Below are 23,842 nucleotides of genomic sequence, written 5' to 3'. Positions count from 1 at the left end.
CCCTTATTATATTATCAATTAATTTTCTATATCCTTATCAATATCAGTTGTTGGATTCCAGTCTACAATAGTAGTTGTAATAGTTATTTTATCCTTAAATGTTAAATTGATATTATTGGTGGTTCCTGGTTTGGTTCCATTTTCAATATTGTCTATATCGACTGTTAATGTATTACCATTTTCATCATTGTATTTTGTTGTTTGTATTTCAATAGAAAGTTTTTTTCCTGCAGAACCTAATTCGGGAACAATCATCGCTGAATAAGTTTCTCCACCAGAAGATAGATCAACGCCAACACCAGAATATAGATCGAGGTCTTGTGCCCCATCTTCTGTTGCTGCAGCTATAGAAGGTGCAGTCGTTTTATCTCCTAATGTTAAACTGAGATTTTTAGGAATATTTTTTAATTTTACACTTGTTATTTTGCCAAAAGTACTTTGTGCTATGTCATTTCCGGTTAATTTAACTACTATTTGTGAAAGCATGTGTTTGAATTCTATATTTGCACTTGCTGCTGATGTCGTTTTGTTTCCTGCATCTATAAGTTGAGCGCTTAATATGTCTGTTTTTCCGTCTATTCCAGTAAATGTAACTTTTCCATCGCTATATGTTATGGAACTGCCATCAATTATGGGATAGAAGCCTAAGAAATAAGCATTCTTTCCATTGTTTGCATAATATAGTTGATCTTTATCTAATGTAACACCACTTGCAGTAACAGTCGCGGTTTTATTAATAGCTTCATTCCAATTTAATGTGCCAGGAGTTGTGCCTTCAATATCCCATCTAAAAAGTTGAATTTGGGTATTAGGTGCGAATTTCGTCTTATCATTACTGTCGGTCGGGTCTGCAGCCCTGGTTTCAACATTTAGCACGCCTGCTCCTAACTTTATCTCCACCTTTTGATCCTTCTGAGTTTCATCTATCGGGTCACTCTCGCTTGTACAAGCGGTCATTGCTGCAAGAGTTGCAGCAATTGAAATCATACTTAATACTAATGTTTTCATACTTATCAAATTTAAATTGTTTGCACTTTATTTGTTTTACTAGTGTTTTATTCAATGACCATGTTGTCGCCGGCAGATACTTCCCACTTGTTGATCTTTACAGTGAAGGAAGCGGTCTTTTCTACCGTTACGGATACGTCGACATTTACGTTGTTGCCTTCCGTTGTGCCTATCGACTCTCCCAAATCGAGGGTGGTGGAAGAGGTACTGCCGTCAGTGAGGGTGAAATCCAGCTTTACCTCATTTTTGGGGGGTGCGGGAGGGGGTTCTCCATGTTTGGGGGCGGTTCCTAGTATCATGATGTTTGCTTTTACTCCTTCCTTTGAGGGAGTGGCTTCAAAGTTAACCGTGGTTGTTTTATCCGGTACGATCTCTAGCTTGCTTAAGCTGAAAGCCGACGGTACGCCTGATAACGCTCCTTTACAGTCTTTTATATGTTCCATACCGTCGATTTTTATGTCGAGCGTTACTTCGCGGATCAATGGAGTCGGACTAAACTCACGTTTGTTCTGTGCGCCTTCGTTGGCCTCCACTTCCAGATCATTGATGGCTATCCCGTATAAAGGAGTACGTCCCGATGATGTTACGCTTCCGGATGCTTTGGTCTCCGGGATGTATGCTTCTGCCGTTTCGAATGACTCCATATTGCGGAACTGAATGTTATCTGCATCGCAGTTGAAGATCAGTAAACGGTATTTATCCGGTGGCAGGGTGAAATGCAAACCGTCGGCATCACCTTCGATCTGTGTCATGGCACCCTTTTCCTGGGGATAAAAGCAATAACGTAATTTCTGGGGATTTTTGTAGCCGCTCATGGCCTGTTCCCATTTCAACGAATACGAAATAAAACCGTAGGATGTCTCTTCTGACTCATCTTTCGAACTGCATTTTATGAAACATGTTATGATCAAAAATATACAGACTACTATTCCACATGAGCAACCTACCTCTTTAGTATTCATCCTTTAAATATGCGTTGAATATCAATTAATGTTCTTTGATGACGCAAATATATCGGGAAAAAACAGGCAAAATATTGCTTTTTCTATTCAATAAGTTGTAAAAAGTACAAGAACCGTTGATTTTTACTGGTTTTCTCTTTTTATCGTACGCATTGAACGGGGTGACTGGCCAAAATTAGTCCGGCAGAAGTGGGAAAAGTTGGACAGCGACTCGAAACCGTATTTATAACTGATCTCGGAAATGGACATTTCGGTGGTGGTTAGGTCGTTCTGGATGTCTTCACATTTCTTTTTCAGCATCCACTGGTAGGCCGGTTCACCGAATGTTTCTTTAAACAGGCGGCGGAAGGTTGGCGTGCTGTACCCTCCCAATTGGGCGAAGGCTTCCACATCCTTTGCCTTCATATAATTTTGCATAACGAAGTAACGGAAGCTTTTGCTGTAACGGTAGATCGGTGAGTAGAACGCAGCAAGATCTTTTAATGTATAGTAGCAGTTAAGCAGGTAGACCAACTCTGTCCGTTTGGCCTGCAGGAAGCCGGCACACAACAGGTCGTCGTTCAGGTACATTCTTACTCCTTCCACGAAATAGCGCAACGGCGGACACATTTCCATCACGATGGCCTCTCGGCGGGAAGTCTCGGCTATGCTTGCTCCTTTGTTGAAACGCTCGTTGCAGACGTTGATCGGACGTTCGAACAGATACAGGATACATTCTACGGCTTCGAGGACTTTGAACTCCACTTTCGAGCCGATCGGTTGCAGGATGAACTGGCCGTCACTAATGATAGTGTGGGGATGTTCTTCACTGTTTACTTCAACGGTTCCTTTCAGCAGAAAATAGAGTGTATTCTGCATGCATTTTTCCTGGGGGATCATCATCCCCTTCGGATAAGAACGATATTTAAAGATCTGCTTCCTGTATTCGGGACAGGAGGCACAATCCGTGAATTTGGTATACCTCAGATCTTGTGAGAACATATTGCCCTAAAGTCTTATAACTTAACCTTTTTACTCTTGCCTGAACTTTCGTTGTGAAAACGATCGACAGCGGTCACAATATAGTGATATTTTTGCTTTCCATTGTTATAAGGCATTAAATAACTTGCCTCCCGGGTTATTTTTACGATTTTGGCCGGGTTGCTCAGGTCGACCGGTTCTTTATTCTCGAAACGGTAAACTACAAAATAAGAAGCAAGTTCCGGATTAGTAGGGCTTTGTTCGGCTTGCCAGTGCAGTTTATAACCCTCGGCTGTCCATTCCGCTTTCAGCTTTTTCACTTCCTTCGGGGCGCGGTTATGCATCTGGCTATAAGCCGGGATCAGGGCCGGGTAACGATGATAGTTTCTTTTCAGGCTGTCGGCTACGCCTTTGTTGTTCCATAGGATCTCGTTGGCAGGCCAGAAACAATTGCCTTTTACTTTCGAGAGCGAACGTTCGTAAAGCATTTTGCGGGTCAGCTGGTCGGCTTTCATCGTGCGGGCTACGTCCTGACCTATATAAAGATGTGTACCTTCGGGTGTCGCATTCTTGTTCCACCATTGGATCAGGGTGATATAGTCAGCTGCCGGGTGGCCGATTTCCCAGTATATCTGTGGCATGTTGTAGTCGATCCAACCTTCTTTCACCCAGTGGAGTACATCGGCGTAGAGGTCGTCGTAGTTTTGCAGGCCGTTGGTGTTGCTGCCTGAGCCGTCGGGTGTACTTTTCTTATTCCGGTAGATACCGAAGGGGCTGATGCCGAAACGCACCCAGGGTTTGGTAAGCAGGATGGTCCGTTTCAGTTCGCGGATCAGCGTGTTTACGTTCTCACGGCGCCAGTCGCCCCGTTGGGCGGAGGTGTATCCTTTGTTCAGGCCGTATTTCCGGAAACTGTCGTCGTCGGGGAAAGGCATTCCTGCTGCGGGATAGGGATAGAAGTAGTCGTCCATATGGATGGCGTCTACGTCGTAACGGCTTACGATATCGCGTACCACTTTACAGATGAACTGGCGGCTGTCGGGCAGTCCCGGGTCGAACAGGATCTGTTTATTATAGGTAACGAACCACTCCGGGTGTTTGTGATAGATATGCGAATCTGCGAAGCGGGTATTTCCGGCCGTGCTTGCCCGGTAAGGGTTGAGCCAGGCATGAAATTCCATGTTCCGTTTGTGGCACTCTTCAATAAGGAAGGCCATCACATCGAAGTTGCCGGCCGGTGCTACGCCCTGTTCGCCTGTATAGAAGCGGCTCCAGGGTTCGATATCCGATTTATAAAAAGCGTCGGCTTCCGGGCGTACCTGGAAAATGATGGCATTGATACCGCAAGCCTGCAGATAGTTGAGTTTGCGGACGAAGTCTTTGCGGAGTTGGGTGGGAGTCATATCCTTGTATTCCCCCTGAAATGCGGTTTGTATCCAGGCTCCCCTGAATTCCCGTTTATCTTTTCCTTCTGTTTTTTGAGTTGATATCTGTTTGGTTGTCGAACAAGACGTTACGGCACATAGGAGTATGGCCAGCAACAGGCGGATATATTGGATCTTCATGAATTTTCGTTGGTTTGGGATTATTGTAACACATTATCGATTCTTGTGGCAAAGATACATTTCTTTTTGCTATTTTTGTATCCTTTATTAGGGAAAGATTTATGTCTGAAAATAATTCTATATTTATCAAGGGGGCTCGTGTCAATAACCTGAAGAACATTGATGTAGAGATCCCACGCGACAAATTGGTCGTCATCACCGGATTATCCGGCAGTGGAAAGTCTTCGCTCGCTTTTGATACCTTATACGCCGAAGGTCAGCGCCGGTATGTGGAAAGCCTTTCGGCTTATGCCCGCCAGTTCCTGGGACGTATGAGCAAACCGGAGTGTGACTATATTAAAGGAATTCCGCCTGCTATCGCGATCGAACAGAAGGTGAATACCCGTAATCCCCGTTCGACGGTGGGTACATCCACGGAAATTTATGAATACCTGCGACTGCTTTACGCCCGTATCGGAAAGACGATCTCGCCTGTTTCCGGGTTGGAGGTGAAGAAGCACCAGGTAAAAGATATCGTCAAAGAGGTATTGTCTTACCCGGACGGAACCCGTTTTGCCGTATTCGCCCCGGTGGTGTTGCCCGAGGGACGAAATATGAAGGAACAACTGGAGATCCTGCAGAAGGAAGGGTATACCCGTTTGTCGATCGACGATACGGCTTACCGTATGGCGGAAGTGATGGCTGACGAGTCGTTATTGGCTTCTCCGTCTATCGAACTGTTGGTAGACCGTCTGACCGTTTCGGACGATAAGACGTTGAAAAGCCGTTTGGCCGACTCGGCGGAGACTGCTTTTTTCGAAGGACACGATACTTGTATCATCCGTATCTATGCGGCTGAAGGTACGGTCGTGAAGGAATACTCCAAGAAGTTCGAAGCGGATGGTATTACCTTTATCGAACCGACGGATATGATGTTCAGCTTCAATAATCCGTTAGGGGCTTGTCCGGTCTGCGAAGGATTCGGTAAGGTGCTCGGGATAGATGAGAATCTGGTGGTACCAGATAAAAGTCTGTCGGTCTATCAGGGGGCGGTAGTCTGCTGGAAGGGTGAAGTGATGGGAGAATGGTTGAAGGAGTTCATCGCCAAGAGTGAAAAATACAACTTCCCGATCCACCGTCCGTATTACGACCTGACACAAAAGGAGAAAGACCTCTTGTGGCATGGAGCCAGGGGACTGCACGGCATCGACGACTTCTTTAAATTCGTAGAAGAAAACTTATATAAGATACAGTACCGGGTGATGCAGGCCCGTTACCGGGGTAAAACGACCTGTCCGTCCTGCAAAGGTGCCCGTCTGAAACCGGAAGCCTTGTATGTAAAGGTAGGCGGGAAGAATATTGCCGAACTGGTGACTTTGCCTATCACGGATGCTAAAGCATTCTTCGATAACCTGCAACTGGATGAAACGGATGCTGCCGTAGCCAAGCGTCTGCTGACGGAGATCATGAACCGCCTGCAGTTCCTGTTGGATGTCGGGCTGGGGTATTTGTCGCTCGACCGTCTGTCGGCTTCTCTTTCCGGTGGTGAAAGCCAGCGTATCAACCTGGCCACTTCTTTGGGTAGCAGCCTGGTAGGTTCTTTATATATATTGGATGAACCGAGTATCGGTCTGCATTCGCGGGATACCGATTTGCTTGTGAAGGTACTGCGGCTGTTGCAGTCGCTGGGGAATACGGTCGTTGTGGTTGAACATGATGAAGATATTATCCGGGCAGCCGATTATATTATCGATATTGGCCCGAAAGCCGGCCGTCTGGGTGGTGAAGTGGTCTATCAGGGGGATGTAAACAACCTGCAGACCAGTAGTAACAGTTATACTGTCCGTTACCTGACCGGTGAGGATAAGATCGAAGTTCCTTCTTTCCGTCGTTTATGGAATAATTATATAGAGGTAAAAGGGGCCCGTAAGAATAACCTGAAAGGGATCGATGTGAAGTTTCCATTGAATGTGATGACGGTGGTAACGGGTGTCAGCGGTTCCGGTAAGAGTTCGCTTGTCCGTGATATCTTTTTTGAAGGGGTGAAACATTACCTGGATGAAGCCGCCCGCCTGATGGTGGATTGCTCCGGATTGAGCGGGGATATGAATCTGATCCAGGGTATCGAGTTTGTCGACCAGAATTCGATCGGTAAGAGCTCCCGTTCCAATCCCGTGACCTATATCGGGGCTTACGACGAGATCCGTAAGTTGTTCGGCGAACAACCTTTGGCCAAGCAAATGGGTTATACATCTGCATACTTCTCTTTTAATAAAGAAGGAGGACGCTGTGAAGAGTGCAAGGGGGACGGCCGGATCACTGTCGAGATGCAGTTTATGGCGGATATCACGCTCGAGTGCGAAACCTGCCACGGCAAACGTTTCAAACAGGATGTGCTCGATGTGGAATATCATGGGGCAAACATCTATGATATGTTGGAAATGACGGTGAACCAGGCGATCGAATTCTTCGAACAGTATCCCGGCTCACAGGAAAAGAAGATTGTCAAGAAGCTGAAACCGTTGCAGGATGTCGGTCTGGGTTATATCAAACTGGGACAAACGTCTTCTACGTTATCCGGCGGTGAGAACCAGCGTGTGAAACTGGCTTATTACCTGGGACAGGAAAAGCAGCAACCGACCTTGTTCGTATTCGACGAACCGACCACCGGACTGCACTTCCACGATATAAAAACATTATTGAAAGCATTTAATGCCTTGATCGATAAAGGACATACGGTTGTGATCATCGAGCATAACATGGACGTGATCAAATGTGCCGACTATCTGGTAGACTTAGGTCCGGAAGGCGGTAATGCCGGAGGTTATCTGGTTTGTGCCGGAACACCGGAGGAAGTGGCTATGTGTCCGGAATCGTATACAGGAAAGTATTTAAAAGAAAAATTATAGAGCTATGAACGGCTTTTAGTGTCAGAATCCTCTGCTGTTGAATGTTAATTAATATTCCGGCAGAGGATTTTTTGTGCTCATTTGAATATATTTATTACCTTTGATACTATCAAATGATACTACCAGCATGAAACCTCCTTATAATATAACTCCTTACATATTGGCAAAAACTGCTTCTATTTCAGAAAAACTTGGTGAAATAAAAGCGGCCTGTCTGCATAGGCCACCCACTGAATTGAGGAAAAAGAACAGGATAAGGACGATTCATTCGTCCCTGGTCATTGAAGGAAATACTTTGACGCTCGATCAGGTGACGGCATTATTGGATAATAAACGTGTGATAGCTCCATTGAAAGATATTACCGAGGTGAAAAATGCGATCCGAACTTATGAGAATATGCATTTATTCGATCCTTTCAATATAGAGTCTTTGTGTAATGCTCACCGGATGTTGATGAATGGTTTGGTTGAAAATGCCGGTAATTTAAGGAGTCGCTCTGTTGGTATAATGAAAGGTGAGCAATTGGCACATGTAGCTCCTTCGGGCACCCTTGTCAAATCGCTATTGAATGACCTGTTTGATTATCTGTCCGATGAAGACGAAATTTTGCTTATAAAGAGTTGTGTCTTTCACTATGAGTTTGAATTTATCCATCCGTTTCTAGACGGTAATGGCAGGATGGGGCGTTTGTGGCAAAGCGTTATTCTGACGAAATATAATTCTGTGTTCGAATATCTGCCTGTGGAATCTCTTATTAAAGAAAATCAAGAAGAATATTATCGAATGTTGGCTGTGGCTGATAGCCAGGGAGCATCCACTGTTTTTATAGAGTTTATGCTCCGGATTTTAGAAGAATCGCTGGAAGAGTTGCTACAATCGCAAAATATAACTATTTCAGGTAGCGACAGGATTGCTTTATTTAAGGACTATATCACAGATCGATCTTTTACCCGTAAAGACTATCTGAGATATTTTAAAGAACTGTCCACCTCTACTGCCAGTCGCGATTTGAAGGATGCTGTCGATAATCATTTGCTGCGGAAAGAAGGGGAGAAAAGCCTGACACGTTATACATATATATAAGGTATAGAACAACAAAAGGAGAATGTCTCATCTCGAGAACATTCTCCTTTCTTTATATAGGTTGTAATATTTCTGAATTACTTCTTTGTCATGTCGAATGACAGATTGATTGGAGTCCAATTCGGGAAATTCTGTCCGCCTACTGTTACATTTGCTGCATTTAGGTCGAATTTCAAAATCTTCTTGTCAATAGCATAAGATGCAGTCTTAGCTTCAATTGTAACGACAACACCAGCAGCAGCGATAGTTAATGGCTCCGGTTTTAGAGTCATTACAACTGAATCTTTAGCAGCATTCAACGTTGCTGTATAGTTGATTTTGTATTTTAATGATCCGATCATTCCGATAATAGGATCAGCGTTTTCTTCACCAACGATAGCCTTTACTAATGCGTCATAAGGGAATTTTTCAAAAGTAACAGAGTCATTCTTTACTGTCAAATCTAATGCTGTTCCTTCTTCTGCAGTAGCTTTAGCCATTGCATAAGTCATTTTACCACTGTAATCTCCAACAACTTCTTCTACTGTCGGTACTGTTGGGGTTTCATCGTCATCATCACTACAAGAAGCAAAAGTTAAACCAAATACTGCTAGCATCATCACAAGTGACCATTTCAACGTCTTTTTCATCGTTCTTATTTTTTTAGTGTTAATAAATTATGTACGACTAATAAGATGAAAGAAGTTGGCAAAAGGCTGCATCGAATCAAATTTTTTAAGTATCCATTCGAGGACCAGTATTTCCCTGCAAAGTATATTCTTGTGATTATATCAGCTGACCTACTTCCTGTAAACGTTTTCTTAATTGTTTGATATCCACATTATGGACATCCGGAGATTTGGATGTATAGATCTGCCCGGCAGCAATACCGACGGCTTCCCCGGTCACTAAGGATGGCGGCATAACGCGTAAGCTGCCATGTGCATATGAGTCCGTCGAAATACAACGTCCGGCAACCATTACATTTTTTAGATCCATAGGGGTAAGGCAACTGAACGGTATTCCATGGGATTCTCCTTTTTTATAACGGGGATAGACTGTTGCATCCTGTTTATGAACATCGATATAATAACAGTTACGTCCGATACTATCGTTAAATTCCCGGCGTTCCAGCCAATCTTCCAATGTAAATGTATAGTCACATTTTATCCGGCGGCTTTCCCGTATCCCCATTAAATTAGCAGTACCTGCCAGAAACGATGATGCAAACGATTTAGGTTCGAATTCAACCAACCCTTCATGTAACTGTCGTGCCAGTTTACGTCCTTTCATCATAGCTTCTGTCAACGATGCCGGATCGGTACTGTTTACTGTCACATGTCCGGCATTGAATCCCAGGAATCCGGGGCCGATCAGTTTGTCATTCATGTGTTTATCTTTTACCAACGGATACTTCGGATTACCGTAGATCGAATGGATCGGACTGTTTTGCCGGCTGGTATGGACATTCCCTATTATAGAAAATGCATATGGATCGACATTCGATACGGTGAAGCATAAAGTACCTTCCTGCACGGAACCGCTGTCGTCTCCCATTACGAAACCCGCTCCGGCCCAGGCAGCCAGGTCCCCATCACCCGTACAATCGATAAACACCTTTGCTTTATAAGTGGACAATCCGGCTTTGTTGGCAACAACTATTGCGTCGACCACTCCTTTCCGTTTCATTTCGACGGCTGCCATTGTAGAGAAAAACAGGACTGATACACCGGCGGAGGTCACCAAATCATCGTATACTACCTTCAGGTATTCACCGTTTATCGGAACCCAATTATCGTAATGGATATGGGGCACTCCTTTTTTCGATTCGGTAAAGACTTTCTCCGCAATACCTTTATAGATAATCTTCTCACCATCAGAAAAAGGGCACCAGGCATTTAGTAAGCCGGAGGTTCCCATTCCCCCCAAAGCACCTGTTCCTTCTATTAATAATGTTTTGGCACCTTCGCGTGCCGCGGCCGTAGCCGCAGCACATCCCGAAGGTCCTCCTCCGACAACTATCACATCCCAATCATCGTAAACCGGTATCTTCGATTTATCCGGTGAATAACTGCCGGTAGGATTTTCAGCAGCAAAGGGTGTTACGCTTGCTACAGAGGCCAGGCCTAAAGAACTAATGTTTTTGATAAAATTTCTTCTTTTCATATTACCATCCAGGATTTTGTTCCAGTAATTTATTCGCATCCAATTCGGTGACAGGTATAGGCAACAAATAATGTTTTTCTTCTATTACAGCTCCGATAACGGGATTTTGTTTCATCATCGCTTCTTTTAGTTTATGTGTGCGCAAGAGGTCAAAGCGACGATGTCCTTCGAAGGCAAACTCTCTGCGACGCTCCAGAAGAATAGTATTCAGGAAATCCTCCTTACTTAATCCTGTCTTGATGTCGATAGACGAAGTTTCATTCATGTTAAGCCCAAAAGCTCGCCGGCGTACTACATTCAGACAATTATATGCCTCTGCATCAGATGGGTTGATGGCGTTTAAAGCTTCAGCACGCATCAGATAAACATCCGAGTAACGCAGTAGCGGATAATTATTTTCTCCTCCCTGGGATCTTACGGCTAGTGGGGATGGATCCTGGAATTTGTTCACGTAACATGGAAATTCGTAATTAGAAGACATATTCGGATATTCTTCTTTGGTGTAAAGGCGAACGTTTATATCCCGCCGTAGGTCTCCTTCTTCATAACAGTTATAGTGATCGGGTGTCACAGGGTTATCTCCGTATCCTACCCAGCCGTTTATATTGACAAAGGGAGGACGGTAAAAACCGTTGTAATTACTGCCTATCACTCCCGGTGTATTCCGTTTATACTGAATTTCGAAAATAGACTCTTGTCCGTTTTCTTTTTCAACATCAAAGTTATCAGCGTAGTTTTCCCAGAGTTTATATCCCATTTGCATTACTTCCTCTGTCTCTTTCACTACATTCTGATAGTCCTCACGGGTTAAATAGACTTTAGCCAGCAAGGCGGCTGCGGAACCTTTTGTGGCACGTCCTAAATAACCGCTAGGCAGTTGACCGACGGAAGGTAAAACAGATTTGGCTTCCTGTAAGTCTTTTATGATCTGCTCATAACATTGGTCGGTTGTATTTCTTGCCACTTCCAATCCGTCCAGTTTTGTCGTCTGTTGTAATACCAGAGGGACACCTCCATATACGCGGACTAAGTTGAAGTAAGCTAAAGCCCGCAGGAATTTAGCTTCTCCGACAAGCCTGCTTCTCACCTCTTCTTTGATCAGGTCGCTTCCCATATTCGAAATGTTCTCTATCGCGAAATTGGAACGGTTGACTGCTACATAATGTTTGATCCAGACGGAATAAACCAAATTCGTATTTCCGTCAAACTCAAACTTATCCAATGCATTTTTATCCAGATTGGTAGTGGTACGGCCGCCGCCCCATTCACTATCGTCCGTACCCTGGCTTTGCAACACTTCCCAGAACTGATTGTAAATGTCGTTATCCGTAAAAACCGAATAAGCACCATATACGGCTGCAGTCGCGTCTTCTTCCGATTTGAAGAAGTTTTCGGGACTAAGATTGGATTCCGGGATCAGATCCATATCTGTACAGGAACTCATCAAGATTGAGCTCACGATTATAAATGTTATCTTTTTCATAACTTAGACTCAATTAGAATTTTATATTCAAACCAAACAATACTGATTTAGCAAATGGATATGAAAAGGCATCATACCCGGCTCCAAGGTTATCCTGACCGTATTTACTTACTTCCGGATTATCACCGGAATAGCTTGTGATCGTAAAGAAGTTCTGTAAAGAAGCATAAACACGCAAGTCGGTTATATACTTCGTGAAGCCCAGAAATTCTGTCGGTACTGTATATCCTAATGTGATATTCTGGAAACGCCAGTAAGAGCCGTTTTCTACATATTGGTCGGATACACGCAAGACAGCCTTCGATCGGAGAGGGCGTGGAAAAGCTGCATTCTGATTTGTAGGAGTCCATCTATCCATTGTTGTAGCAAACATATTAGTTGCCCCCTGCATGTTTTCCATTACGACTCTTGTTCCATTATACACATCATTCCCAATAGTGAAAATCGTGTTTACATTTAAGTCGAAGTTCTTATAGGAGAATGTATTATTGAAACCTCCGAATACCTTCGGCTGGGCACAACCGATAATGGTACGGTCGAGGTCGTTGATTATGCCATCCGGAACACCATCCGGCCCGCTGATATCCTTAAAGCGGATGTCTCCCGGTTTGGCTGTAGGCTGGGCAGATCCTTTGATATCATCCGATTCATTGAACAGCCCGTCATATACATATCCATAGAATGTTCCCAGAGGCTGTCCTACCTGTACGATACGTCCCAGGTGTGTCCCTGTGTCATCCTGTCCGGGCTGGTCCGGATAGATGAAAGAGACATCTCCCAGGTCCAACACTTTGTTTTTGTTGTAAGTAAGATTTAAACTTGTATTCCAGGTAAAGGCACCTTCTACCGGAGTTGCATTGATGGATAGTTCAAAACCTTTGTTTTCCACTTCTCCGATATTTTTCAAACCGGAAGAGAAGCCGGAAGATCCGGGGATTTTGACTTTCAATAATAGGTCGTGTGTCTTTTTGTAATAGCCGTCGACCGTAACCGTCAAGCGGTTATTGAAAAAGCCAAGATCGATACCAGCATCGAACTGCGAAGTGGTTTCCCATTTAAGGTTCGTGTTGGCTACCTGTGACGGATAGTAGCCCGTCACTTTTTGACCATCGCTTACATAACCGGTTGACCCTAATAAGGCGTATGATGGATAAGTTCCGATTCCGTCCTGGTTTCCTGTTATACCAAAACTGATTCTCGGCTTTAAATTACTGAACACGTTCAGATTCTTAATGAACGACTCTTCCGAAGCTCTCCATGCAAAGGCTGCAGACGGGAAGTATCCCCAACGGTTATCTTTACCGAAACGGGAGGAACCGTCGGCACGGATGGAGGCGGTGAACAAATATTTATTATTCAATGTATAGTTAATACGTGCCAGATAGGAGTTCAAAGCCCATTTTGTAACACTCGAGCCGGGTGCGGAATAAGTTGTACCGGATCCTAAATTATTCATTTGTAAGTTATCGTTCAAAAAGCCATAAGCACCGGCATTAAAACCGTCGTAGCTGGAAGATTGCTGGGTATAACCGACTAATCCGGTGAATGAATGCATCCCCCATGTATTATTATAAGTCAGTATGTTCTCGTTGATCCAGGTGTACGTATTGTTGGAGGTTTTCTTTGCTTCTCCTCCTTTCTGGCTACCGGAATAAACTGAGCGGGGATTATAGTATTTATTTGTTGTGTAATCGATGTCGATACCAATCGAAGATTTGAACTTCAAACCTTTAATAATATTCCATTCGACAAATGCATTATTCAGTGTGCGGAAATTAGCATTCCAATCCACCTTTTCATTGATTATGGCAACCGGATTGTCGAACGTGATAATACCGTTGTCATCACTAAAGGTATAGCTACCGTCTGCCTGGTTGACAGGTAAATTCGGAGGTGTTGTCAGGCGTGTTTCCAAGACCGAGTTACCAACACGGTTGTTGTCTACTTTCGTCATTGTCAGACTCAATCCTAGATTGATAGTCGAAGATATTTTGTGATCGATATTTGCCCTGAAAGCATATTTCTTCATTTCAGTAGACTTGATGACGCCTTCCTGGTCAAAATAATTGAAAGATGTCAGGAAAGTTGTCTTTTCATTTCCTCCGGAGATACTCAACTGGTAATTTTGTGTCAGTGCATTATCGTTGGACGTCAGTTTCTGCCAGTCGGTTGTTGCCGGATTCAGGCTTTCATCATAAATTGCGTCACCTCCTGAATTGACCAAAGCTTCATTGGCTAGTTGTTCAAATGAACGGGAATCCAGCAGATCATATTTTTTATAGATATTCTGGATACCCCAGTAAGCGTCGAAGGCAACAGATGTTTTACCGCTCTTACCTTTCTTTGTCGTTACGATAATTACACCATTGGCACCGCGTGAACCATAGATTGCTGTGGAAGAGGCATCCTTTAAAACTTCAATCGATTCAATATCTGATGTAGGAATAGAGTTTAAAGGGCTTAATGCTGTTTGGCTCGAACTGGCACTTGGGTAAACCGGCATACCATCGATGATATACAAAGGCTCGTTTCCTCCGGAAATAGAGTTGCCACCACGGATACGTACTGTTGAACTGGCGCCCGGCATCCCGGAATTCTGTACCATATACAGTCCCGATGTACGTCCCTGTAACATCTGATCTACCGATTTGATACTGATCCCTTGCATTTTATCCACCTGGATAGAGCCGACGGCTCCTGTCAGGTCGCTTTTCTTCACGGAACCATAGCCGATAACAACTACTTCATCCAGGTTCTGGGTATCATCCGATAGAATTATTTTCAGGAAAGACTGGTTGCCTACCGGTACTTCTTTTGTCAAATAGCCGATATAAGATACGACTAATGTGCCGGAAGGACGGTCCAGGTTTAAAGTGAATTTACCATCGGCATCAGTCACTGTCCCCACTGATCTTGAAGTTTTCTCGACGACGTTAGCTCCTATAACAGGTTCACCGTTACTATCCGTAACGACTCCGCTGATTGTTTTACTTTGTTGTGCCGATAAAGGTATAGCGGTTGTCGTTCCGCTGGGAGACAATACGATATACGATCCGTCGATGGAGTATTTCACGTCCGTACCTTCGAACAGATTAGCTAATACATCATCCAGAGATGCTTTTTTCAGGTTAACAGATACTTTTCTGTTTACATTTACGTGTTTGTTATAAATGAACAGATAATCGGTTTGCTTTTCAATCTCGTTCAGTACGTTTTCCAATTCGGTATTACTTCTTTTGATAGTAACGTTAACATTCTGGGAACTGGAATTTTCTGCATACAGGCAGAACATGAACACGAATAATAACAAAGTGGTTATTTTCATGACTCTAAAAAATTGTTTACATCGAGGTCTTTTTGCAGAATAAGACACCGACAAAGATTTTTTATTCATATCTTTGGAAATCAAGTTTATTAATACAGTTAGATAATTGTGTTAATTCTATGCCGGTAAGTGTCCCCACACTTGTCGGCATTCTAATTAAAGGTTAACTTTCTATTTTACATAGGCTCTCTATTTTAGGGTTAAACATCATTTTATATAAATAGCCGAATCATCTTTGTTCCGTATAAATGTATATTGGGCATCTTTTTGTAAGATGCTCAAAGCTTTATCTATCCCATCGGATATGCGGAATTTGCCGCTGCAAACATAATCGGCCAGGTTGGGATTCTCTATAATAATATGTATACCATAACATTTTTCAAAGCGGGTCATTAATTCCTGGAAATGCATATTTCTAAAGCATATAAGCCCTTCTTTCCAACGGAAAAGATCGAAATCGGCAATGGGTTCCAATGACAAATGTCCGTTTACCAGAGTAGCTTGCTGATTGGGTGTTAATATCAGGTTGTCGGACGGTTTCTCTCTCTCGACGATCTTGACGGAACCTTCGAGTAAGGAAGTACAAAAGTCTTTCGAGTCGTTATATGCTTCTACATTGAATTTTGTACCTAATACTTCTATGTTACATTTATTTGTTTGTACAATGAATGGTTTATCCGCGTTATGGGTAACTTCAAAATAAGCTTCTCCGTTCAGTGAGATCTCTCTTTTATCTCCGGTGAATGCTGCGGGATATTTCATTTCCGAGCAGGCGTTCAGCCAGACATTTGTCCCGTCGGGTAAGGTTAGGTTTACGCGTTGACCGGCAGGAACAGTGATTGTATTCATTGCCTGGCAGATCTTTTTTATTTCTGATTTATAAGAATAAATACCACAGGTAATCGCTATGGCTAATATGGCAGCTATTTTTACTATTTCCAACATTGCTGTCAGATAGAAAGGACGGGATTTCTTTTCTTTCGCAGTCTTTTCGGTATGTCCCGACAGAATCATTGCGTCGAAAAACTCACGTTCACTGAATAGCTCCTGTTCGTTTTCCTTTGAAGCTTCCAGCCATATACGGATCGATTCTTTTTCTTCCCGGGAAGCTTTTCCGTCAAAAAACTTATATAGTGTTTCTTTTTCCATTTTTTTCCGTTTCTGCTTATATAGCAAATAAGGAAAAAACATCCCTAACGGAAAACGGCACTTTTTTCAAAAAAGTTTTTTATCAGGAAAGAGGCTTAGTTTAAAAATCTTGGCAAGAAAGCCAGTAGAGGGAAATAATCCTTCAATGTTATGCGTAGGATTTTTAAAGCTTTAGTGATATGGAATTCAACACTTTTCGTCGAGATACCCAATGCTTCTGCTATTTCTTTGTGGCTTTGATTATTATAGCGACTGCGGATAAAGATGTCGCGGGTCTGTTCTGGTAACGTTTTTAAGGCTTTTTCTACCAGAGACTGTAATTCGTCGGAAAACAGCTTTTCCGGATTGCAGGCTTCAAGGGTTGCAATCCGCAGATTTAATTCCCAAACATCGCAGTTCTTTAAATACTCGACAATTTCTTCACGTGTACGCAGACGTTGAAGGTAATTTAAACATTTATGTTTGATGATAGTAAGGATATAAGCCGGCACATTGGAGTCAGTCGCAATCTTTTTCCTGTTTTCCCAATAATACATCAGGCTTTCGATTGCAATATCTTCTGCAATCATATTATCGCCTACGTATGTATTGGCAAAGTGGACAAAACGACTTTTATAATCAGTAAATAGCTGATTGAAAGAATGTATCTCGGATTCGCCTTTCATAAATGTATGATCAAATTGGTGATAAAGATATGCATAAATCTGATTTTTCCTATCTCACACCTTGATTTTCTTCCAATAAAATAATTTTTTAACCAACCGGGCTTTAGAGGGGATTGATAACAGGTTTATTGTTTTTTCTCGGAAAGATTACCGGAATAAAGAAAATATACCTATTTTTATTTGTTCAAAACATTTGACAAAATGAATCTTAATAACCTCGCTACTTATCCGAAGGAACATATACGTTATGCTGTTCTTTCCTTTTTTCTTGCCCAGGGACTTTGTTTCTCCAGTTGGGCGAGTCGTATTCCCGATATTAAAGAACTATTCACGGTCAATGATGCGCTCTATTGGGGAATGGTGTTGTTTATGATCCCGGTTGGAAAATTCATAGCTATTCCATTGGCGGGTTACCTGGTGTCTAAACTGGGAAGCCGTATCATGGTGCAGGTGAGTATTATGGGATATGCCATTTCCCTGTTTGCTATCGGGTCTGCCGTGAATATCTATATGTTGGGAGCATGTCTTTTCTCCTTTGGCGTATTCTGGAATTTATGCGATATCTCGCTGAATACGCAGGGGATCGGGATCGAACGTCTTTATGGGCGGACGATCATGGCTTCTTTTCACGGAGGATGGAGTCTGGCAGCCTGTCTGGGAGCCCTGATTGGTTTTATTATGATCGTTTCCGGCATTACTCCTTTCTGGCATTTTACGATGATTGCCGTGATAATCCTTCTTATAACGATGCTTAGCCGGAGTTACTTGCAGGAAGATACGGAGCAGGTGAAAGCCGAGGAGGAAATTGTAAAAGAAGATAAGTCGGAGAAATGGCAATATATCAAACGTCCGGAGATGCTGCTTGTTAAACTCGGTTTGGTCGGTTTATTTGCGTTGATCGTGGAAAGTGCGATGTTTGACTGGAGCGGGGTGTACTTTGAGTCGGTATTGCAGGTGCCGAAATCGTTACAGATCGGATTCCTGGTATTTATGGTGATGATGACCGTAGGACGTTTTCTGGCTAATTATGCGTACCGGATATTAGGTAAACAGCGGGTATTGCAGTTGTCCGGTGCTTTTATTTTTCTTGGATTCTTTATATCGGCCCTACTGGGAAGTTCTTTTGATTCGATGGTATTGAAGGTGATCGTAAACTCTTTCGGTTTCATGTTGGTAGGATTGGGTATTTCCAGTATGGTGCCTACAATTTATAGCCTGGTCGGTGCAAAGTCCAAAACACCGGTCGGCATTGCTCTGACTCTCTTGTCGAGTATAAGTTTTATAGGCTCACTGATCGCTCCGCTACTTATTGGTGCTATTTCGCAGGCATTCAATATGGAATATGCCTATATGGTGGTAGGTCTTTTAGGTTTATGTATCTTGTTGATGACTACGTTCAGTAAAGCTTTTAAATGATTCAGTGTTTGTCAGAAATGAAACATTTCTGAAGTTGACAGTTGACAGTTGACAAGTGACAGTAGACAGTTATTATCAGATGTGAGCTATCTTTCATTACAAGGCATAGCCTTGTGCCGTAGGCTCTCTTTTGCCGTCGGTTTTTAACCGACGGATATAAAAGACAGGAGGCAAAGCCTCTTCCTTTGTGGGCTTAAGCCCCTATATTAACGGGGCTTCTTTCTTATATGAAAGGGGTTAAAACCCACAGAGGAATCCGGCAAAGCCGGAGCTTTTAGATATCCGTTTGCTGAAGCAAACGGCAAAAGAGAGCCTGCGGCATGAGGCGGAGCCTCATAAAAAAGACTCTATCTTGCTAAATTTGAATCTCTGGAAAACGTTGTTCCGCCGTCTCCATGCAACGGATGACATCTTCCTTGGTTCCGCTGAAAGGGCCTGATGCTTCGATCTTAATAGTCGACATGGCCGCTGCGAAACATCCTGCTTCTTCTATCCCGGCACCTTTGGCACGTTGATACAGGTAGCCGGTCATGTAAGTGTCGCCACAGCCGGTGGCATCGACAACTTCCCTCGGCTTATAGGCCGGTATCTTGTGGAATGCCTGTCCGTCATAAATAACAGATCCCAGGCTGCCTAAAGTGATCAACACCTCTTTTACTCCCCAAGCATATAACTGCTTAGCTGCACTGGCAACATCAGAGTATCCGGTCAGTGCCACCATCTCAAGTTCATTGGCTTTTAGGAAATGGATATATTTCAGTGCTTCCTCTTTCCCGACCCAGTCGGTAGCGTATACATTTTTATCCCTTACTTCCCGTAGATAACCTTGTGAGTCGGCCGAGACAAACCCTTTGTTGGCCATGTATTTTACTACATCCAATGAAAAGTCGTCCGCCAACAAGCTACCCAGGTGGAATATTTTGGCTTCCACCTCTTTCAGGTAATCGATGGTGAAAGGATCGGCTTTAGCCAACACCCGTTGTGTACGGTTATCCTGATTCTCACCATAGATGTTTTCAAAATAAACGGAATGTTTACTGGGCATTACCGCGACGTCGATTCCTTCAGACCGCAGTCTGTCGACCTCCTTCATTTCAGATTCGGCAAGTGCGGTTATCAATGTGTAATCTATATCGTTGAAATGTTTGATCGCATGCGAGAAGTAAAATGCGGTTCCTCCCGCCATGTGTACGGTATTTTTAGGGGTCACTATCTTGTCTAACGTGATGTGCCCTATACAGCAAAGATCATGCATATTATTGATTATTTGTAAATACGTACAAAAGTAGTCAAAATTGCAACGGATAGGAACCGTATCTTTATTTTTATTATTTTTGTCTACTGACGATCATTAAAATTGTTGTTATGAGTAAAAACCTGATTCACGAAAAATTCATTGGCGCAATCAGAGAGAAGATACCGCACAAAGCAACCTTAACTAATACATTGGTTGAATTACTGCGCCTGGAGAGAGAGGCTGTTTATCGTCGCATGAGGGGCGATGTGGCTTTCTCCTTCGCGGAAATTGCGGCGATCTCCAATAAATTAGGAATTTCGTTGGATAATCTGGCCGGAACAAACTCGGCTAAAAGCCGTCCTTACCAGTTGAGTCTGGTGGAGTACGTCGATCCGATTGAAGACGATTATAGGATGTGGGGACTGTATAACGAACGGCTGAAGGAAGCACGGGAAGATCCGGCCTCCTGTAATGTGGAATGTATGAATGTTCTGCCTGCTATTTTTCTGCTTGATTATACACATATCACCCGTTTTTATTTGTTCAAGTGGTATAACCAGTATGGCCATTCGGACAGGACTATCCATTTCCGGGATATTGAATCGGCAGAGAAATTATTGGCGGTTCAGCGCGTAACAGCTACCGAGTCCAAACATATAAAGAATACAACTTATGTGTGGGACCCTTTGATCTTCCAGTATATGGTAAATGACCTCCAGTATTACAGCAGTATCCGGTTGATCGGCACAGAGGATGTCTGTTTGATAAAACAAGAGTTACAACATTTTCTTAATAAGTTGGAGATTCTTGCTTCGAGGGGAACATATAGCGAGACTGGCAATCCGATCCAGCTCTATATATCCAATATTAATTTTGATGCCAGTTACAGTTATCTGGAAACCAAGAACCTGCGTATCAGTATGATCCGTGCTTTTATCCTGAATTCGGTTGTGTCCTTGGACGGGAAGGCGTATGAGATCTTTTATAACTGGATGCAGGCGCTATTGAGGTCATCGACGATGATCTCTGTCAGTGGAGAGAAACAGCGTATCTTATTTTTTGAAAAGCAAAGGGCGATCATCGATTGCCTGTAATCCAAATAAATCCGTATCTTAGTTGCGATCTTTAAATATAACGTTATGGAATTTCTACTAGTCGTACTGATCGTTGTCGTGTGGGTCAGCCTATATTCTCATATAAGCAAGATGAATGCTCATGCAGATGCTCTCCGGAAAGATATTTATAGTCTGAAGAAGTATGTGGAATCTCAGTTGGAAGAGATAAAGCGGCAATCGGGGACAAGTACGACTATCATAACGGAGGATATTCCGAAAGAGGTGGTAATAGAAGAACCTGTACAAAATGTTGCAGAAGAATCTGTTACGGTTTTTGTGGAAAAGCCGGTTGAGCATTATCCGGAAGAAAAGCCGGACGAAGTAGAAATCCAACCCCTGATTCAGCCGTTCGGCCTCGTCAAAGAGAAAAAGAAAGTCGATTACGAGAAATACATCGGAGAGAATTTATTCGGAAAGATAGGTATCCTTGTCCTTGTGGTCGGTATGGGATTGTTCGTTAAATATGCGATCGATAAGGATTGGATAAATGAAGTATTCCGCACGATTCTGGGCTTTGTGGTCGGCGGCGGCTTGCTGGTGGTGTCGCAAAGGCTGAAGAACACCTATCGCACATTCAGTTCCCTGCTGGCGGGTGGCGCTTTTGCCATTTTTTATGTAACGGTGGCGATGGCTTATCATTATTACGGTTTGTTCAGCCAGACTGTTGCGTTTGTTATATTGGTGGTACTGACGGTGTTGATGTCCTTGCTTTCGGTGGTTTACAACCGGCGCGAACTGGCTATTATAGGTCTGGTGGGTGGCTTTATCGCTCCTTTCCTGGTCAGTAACGGGATGGGAAACTACCTGGTTCTGTTTATTTATCTGACAATTTTGAATCTGGGTATGTTCGGTTTGTCGTTGTATAAGAAATGGGGAGAGTTACCTGTTATCGGCTTTGTGGCTACTTATGTGATCATGCTGGGATATTCACTGGTGGCCGATCTGGATATTGCCGGAAGCGGACAATTGATCCATTTGTTGCTTTTCTCCACCTTGTTTTATCTGATATTCCTGCTGCCTGTCGTTTCTGTGTTGCGTACGGATAATAAGAAAGCGAATCAGCCGCTGATGATGATTGTTGTATTGAATAATTTCATCTATCTTTATTTTGCTTTATGGTATCTCCATGAGTTGCAGTTGCCTTATAATATCAAAGGTGCATTCACCTTGTTTATTGCTTTGGTTAACGTATGCCTTGCTTTTGCCATACGTCGGAGAAAGTCGGATACTGGTTATCTGTTTACCGCATTGACAGGTATGTTTCTGACCTTTATTTCGATAAGCATACCTATCCAGTTGGAAGGTAGTTTCATCACGCTGCTTTGGGCTACCGAAATGGTTGCTGTCCTGTGGTTTTTCACAAAGTTCCGGCAGACTGTTTATGAGTATTTTGCTTTAGCTCTTCTTTTCCTTACAATCATTTCTTTCCTGATCGATGTGGAGAATGCCTTATCGGAAGGTCTTGTTCAGCCTTTGTTGCTGAACGGCACTTTTGCTACCGGGATCTTTACCGGGTTGGCCTTTGGCTTGTTTGCCTGGTTGATGGAACGGGAGAAAGAACTGTTTGCCGGAGCGGTGAGCCTGAAATATATTCCTTTTAGTGTGATTTCGTTACTGGTAGCCTGTGGTGTGGTATATCTTTCGTTTATTGTAGATTTCTACCGTAATATAGCGTACTGGCCGTTGAGTTGTTGTTCTTGTCTGGCCTTTACAGGCTTTACCCTGTTATTACTGTTGATTGGGTTGAGGAAGCGTTTTTCGATGGAGCGATTCTCTGTCGTTTATGCGGTGGCAACGGGGCTTTCCGGCTGTTTGTTTATCCTGCTTTCGCGGGTTGCCAACGAGTATGGTGATTCTTCCCTGTTTATTTTGCAGTGGATGTCCCTCGTTATTGTAGTAATCCATCTGTTTCTTCTTGGAAAATGGTATTACCGTTCTTTCGATTTTCGTCAGAAAAGGGCGAACCTGATGACTTCGTTTATTGCAATTGCTTCAACTATACTATGGGCAGTTGCTGTGCATAATATATTGTATCTTTCCGGTTTACAGAATGAATCGAGTGCAGCCCTTTCCATTTCCCTGAGTATTGCGGGCTTTATTCAAATGTCGTTTGGTATGCGTTTGCATCTTAAGATTCTGCGTATGATTAGCCTGGCAGTCTTTGGCGTTGTCCTTCTGAAGCTGGTTATTGTCGATTTGTGGTTGTTGCCTACGGTCGGAAAGATCATTGTCTTTATCATGCTGGGGGTTATCCTGCTTGTCCTGTCCTTCCTGTATCAGAAGCTGAAGAAGGTGTTGTTTATGGATAACGATGAAAATCCATCGGCAAAGGAGTAAGTACCAATTGCCTTTGTGTTGTTGTTGTTCTCCTTCCTTCTGATCTCCTTTACGTGCTTCCTATTCTTGCTGACTCCTCACTTAATCTTTGTTTGACGGGTGTGGGACAGCTGTTCGACCCGTATGGGACAGCTGTCTGACACTCGTCGAACAGCTGTTTGACCTGTGTCGAACAAAGATTAGTTCGGCATGTATTCCCCTTTACCCCGCAGGTGATTGCCGGCAGATGCCGGATCGTTTAAACTGCCTCCGTAGTAGTAGCCGGCAGATGGCTGGAAAGGGGGAAAATAACCTGCTTTTCAGGCAAATTTCGGGGATGGTTTGAAAATCGGTAAATCAGGTGTTCGTAAGGTGCTGGAAATGAGATGTCGAAAAAATACATATATAAGATGTACGCGGGTACATTATATATAAAGAAAAGTGATTTAAATGACTTTTATGAAGGGTATTACGAACGAATCGGAATGACTAGAGAAAACGTTCCTTTTTTCTAGTCTACAAAT

The 23,842-nt window shown here is 43.2% G+C and carries 16 protein-coding genes; 5 read left to right on the top strand and 11 right to left on the bottom strand.

Annotated elements, in window-relative coordinates; translation table 11 throughout:
- Window positions 1–18: 18 nt before the first annotated feature.
- The 4 genes from BQ7394_RS21570 to BQ7394_RS21555 form a co-directional block, all read right to left on the bottom strand.
- The gene (locus BQ7394_RS21570) at window positions 19–1,008 is read right to left on the bottom strand and encodes a fimbrillin family protein (protein WP_075559295.1); all 990 of its coding nucleotides are present in this window, start codon (window positions 1,006–1,008) and stop codon (window positions 19–21) included.
- Between the two features lie 47 nt (window positions 1,009–1,055).
- Complete coding sequence (locus BQ7394_RS21565; RefSeq protein ID WP_075559294.1) at window positions 1,056–1,970, bottom strand: DUF5119 domain-containing protein; 915 nt, start codon at window positions 1,968–1,970, stop codon at window positions 1,056–1,058.
- Between the two features lie 123 nt (window positions 1,971–2,093).
- On the bottom strand, window positions 2,094–2,951 hold the full coding sequence (locus tag BQ7394_RS21560) for an AraC family transcriptional regulator (protein WP_075559293.1): 858 nt from the start codon (window positions 2,949–2,951) through the stop codon (window positions 2,094–2,096).
- Window positions 2,952–2,965: 14 nt separating this feature from the next.
- A complete protein-coding gene (locus tag BQ7394_RS21555) occupies window positions 2,966–4,495 on the bottom strand; it encodes a glycoside hydrolase family 10-like protein (protein ID WP_075559292.1) in 1,530 nt (509 codons plus the stop codon).
- Between the two features lie 101 nt (window positions 4,496–4,596).
- Here BQ7394_RS21555 and uvrA point away from each other — a divergent pair, with 101 nt between their 5' ends.
- Entirely contained in the window at window positions 4,597–7,383 is a 2,787-nt protein-coding gene (gene uvrA, locus BQ7394_RS21550; RefSeq protein WP_075559291.1) for an excinuclease ABC subunit UvrA, read from the top strand.
- 127 nt (window positions 7,384–7,510) lie between these two features.
- Window positions 7,511–8,467 (top strand): Fic family protein, encoded by a 957-nt coding sequence (locus BQ7394_RS21545; protein ID WP_235848795.1) that lies wholly within the window; start codon window positions 7,511–7,513, stop codon window positions 8,465–8,467.
- 77 nt (window positions 8,468–8,544) lie between these two features.
- Here the strand turns inward: BQ7394_RS21545 and BQ7394_RS21540 are convergent, their stop codons facing one another.
- From BQ7394_RS21540 to BQ7394_RS21515, 6 genes are all read right to left on the bottom strand, one after another.
- A complete protein-coding gene (locus BQ7394_RS21540; protein ID WP_075559289.1) occupies window positions 8,545–9,096 on the bottom strand; it encodes a DUF4840 domain-containing protein in 552 nt (183 codons plus the stop codon).
- 136 nt (window positions 9,097–9,232) lie between these two features.
- On the bottom strand, window positions 9,233–10,612 hold the full coding sequence (locus BQ7394_RS21535; protein WP_075560161.1) for an FAD-dependent oxidoreductase: 1,380 nt from the start codon (window positions 10,610–10,612) through the stop codon (window positions 9,233–9,235).
- 1 nt (window position 10,613) lies between these two features.
- Complete coding sequence (locus tag BQ7394_RS21530) at window positions 10,614–12,095, bottom strand: RagB/SusD family nutrient uptake outer membrane protein (protein ID WP_075559288.1); 1,482 nt, start codon at window positions 12,093–12,095, stop codon at window positions 10,614–10,616.
- Between the two features lie 13 nt (window positions 12,096–12,108).
- Entirely contained in the window at window positions 12,109–15,420 is a 3,312-nt protein-coding gene (locus tag BQ7394_RS21525) for a TonB-dependent receptor (RefSeq protein ID WP_235848794.1), read from the bottom strand.
- Between the two features lie 207 nt (window positions 15,421–15,627).
- Entirely contained in the window at window positions 15,628–16,569 is a 942-nt protein-coding gene (locus BQ7394_RS21520) for a FecR family protein (RefSeq protein ID WP_075560159.1), read from the bottom strand.
- Window positions 16,570–16,664: 95 nt separating this feature from the next.
- Window positions 16,665–17,234: an RNA polymerase sigma-70 factor gene (locus BQ7394_RS21515; protein ID WP_075559287.1), complete on the bottom strand. Its 570-nt coding sequence runs from the start codon at window positions 17,232–17,234 to the stop codon at window positions 16,665–16,667.
- Window positions 17,235–17,435: 201 nt separating this feature from the next.
- Here BQ7394_RS21515 and BQ7394_RS21510 point away from each other — a divergent pair, with 201 nt between their 5' ends.
- Complete coding sequence (locus BQ7394_RS21510; protein ID WP_075560158.1) at window positions 17,436–18,650, top strand: MFS transporter; 1,215 nt, start codon at window positions 17,436–17,438, stop codon at window positions 18,648–18,650.
- 355 nt (window positions 18,651–19,005) lie between these two features.
- Here the strand turns inward: BQ7394_RS21510 and BQ7394_RS21505 are convergent, their stop codons facing one another.
- Window positions 19,006–19,905: a PfkB family carbohydrate kinase gene (locus tag BQ7394_RS21505; protein ID WP_075559286.1), complete on the bottom strand. Its 900-nt coding sequence runs from the start codon at window positions 19,903–19,905 to the stop codon at window positions 19,006–19,008.
- Window positions 19,906–20,015: 110 nt separating this feature from the next.
- Between BQ7394_RS21505 and BQ7394_RS21500 the strand changes: the two genes are divergently transcribed.
- Both BQ7394_RS21500 and BQ7394_RS21495 read left to right on the top strand, forming a co-directional pair.
- Window positions 20,016–20,981 (top strand): hypothetical protein, encoded by a 966-nt coding sequence (locus BQ7394_RS21500; protein ID WP_075559285.1) that lies wholly within the window; start codon window positions 20,016–20,018, stop codon window positions 20,979–20,981.
- 45 nt (window positions 20,982–21,026) lie between these two features.
- Window positions 21,027–23,339, top strand: a complete 2,313-nt coding sequence (locus BQ7394_RS21495; RefSeq protein ID WP_075559284.1) for a DUF2339 domain-containing protein — start codon at window positions 21,027–21,029, stop codon at window positions 23,337–23,339.
- The last annotated feature ends 503 nt before the right edge of the window (window positions 23,340–23,842 follow it).

The organism is Parabacteroides timonensis, assembly GCF_900128505.1.
Taxonomy (GTDB): Bacteria; Bacteroidota; Bacteroidia; order Bacteroidales; family Tannerellaceae; genus Parabacteroides; species Parabacteroides timonensis.
Note: the sequence above shows the minus strand (reverse complement) of the source record. Positions and strands in the feature narration are given on the sequence as shown.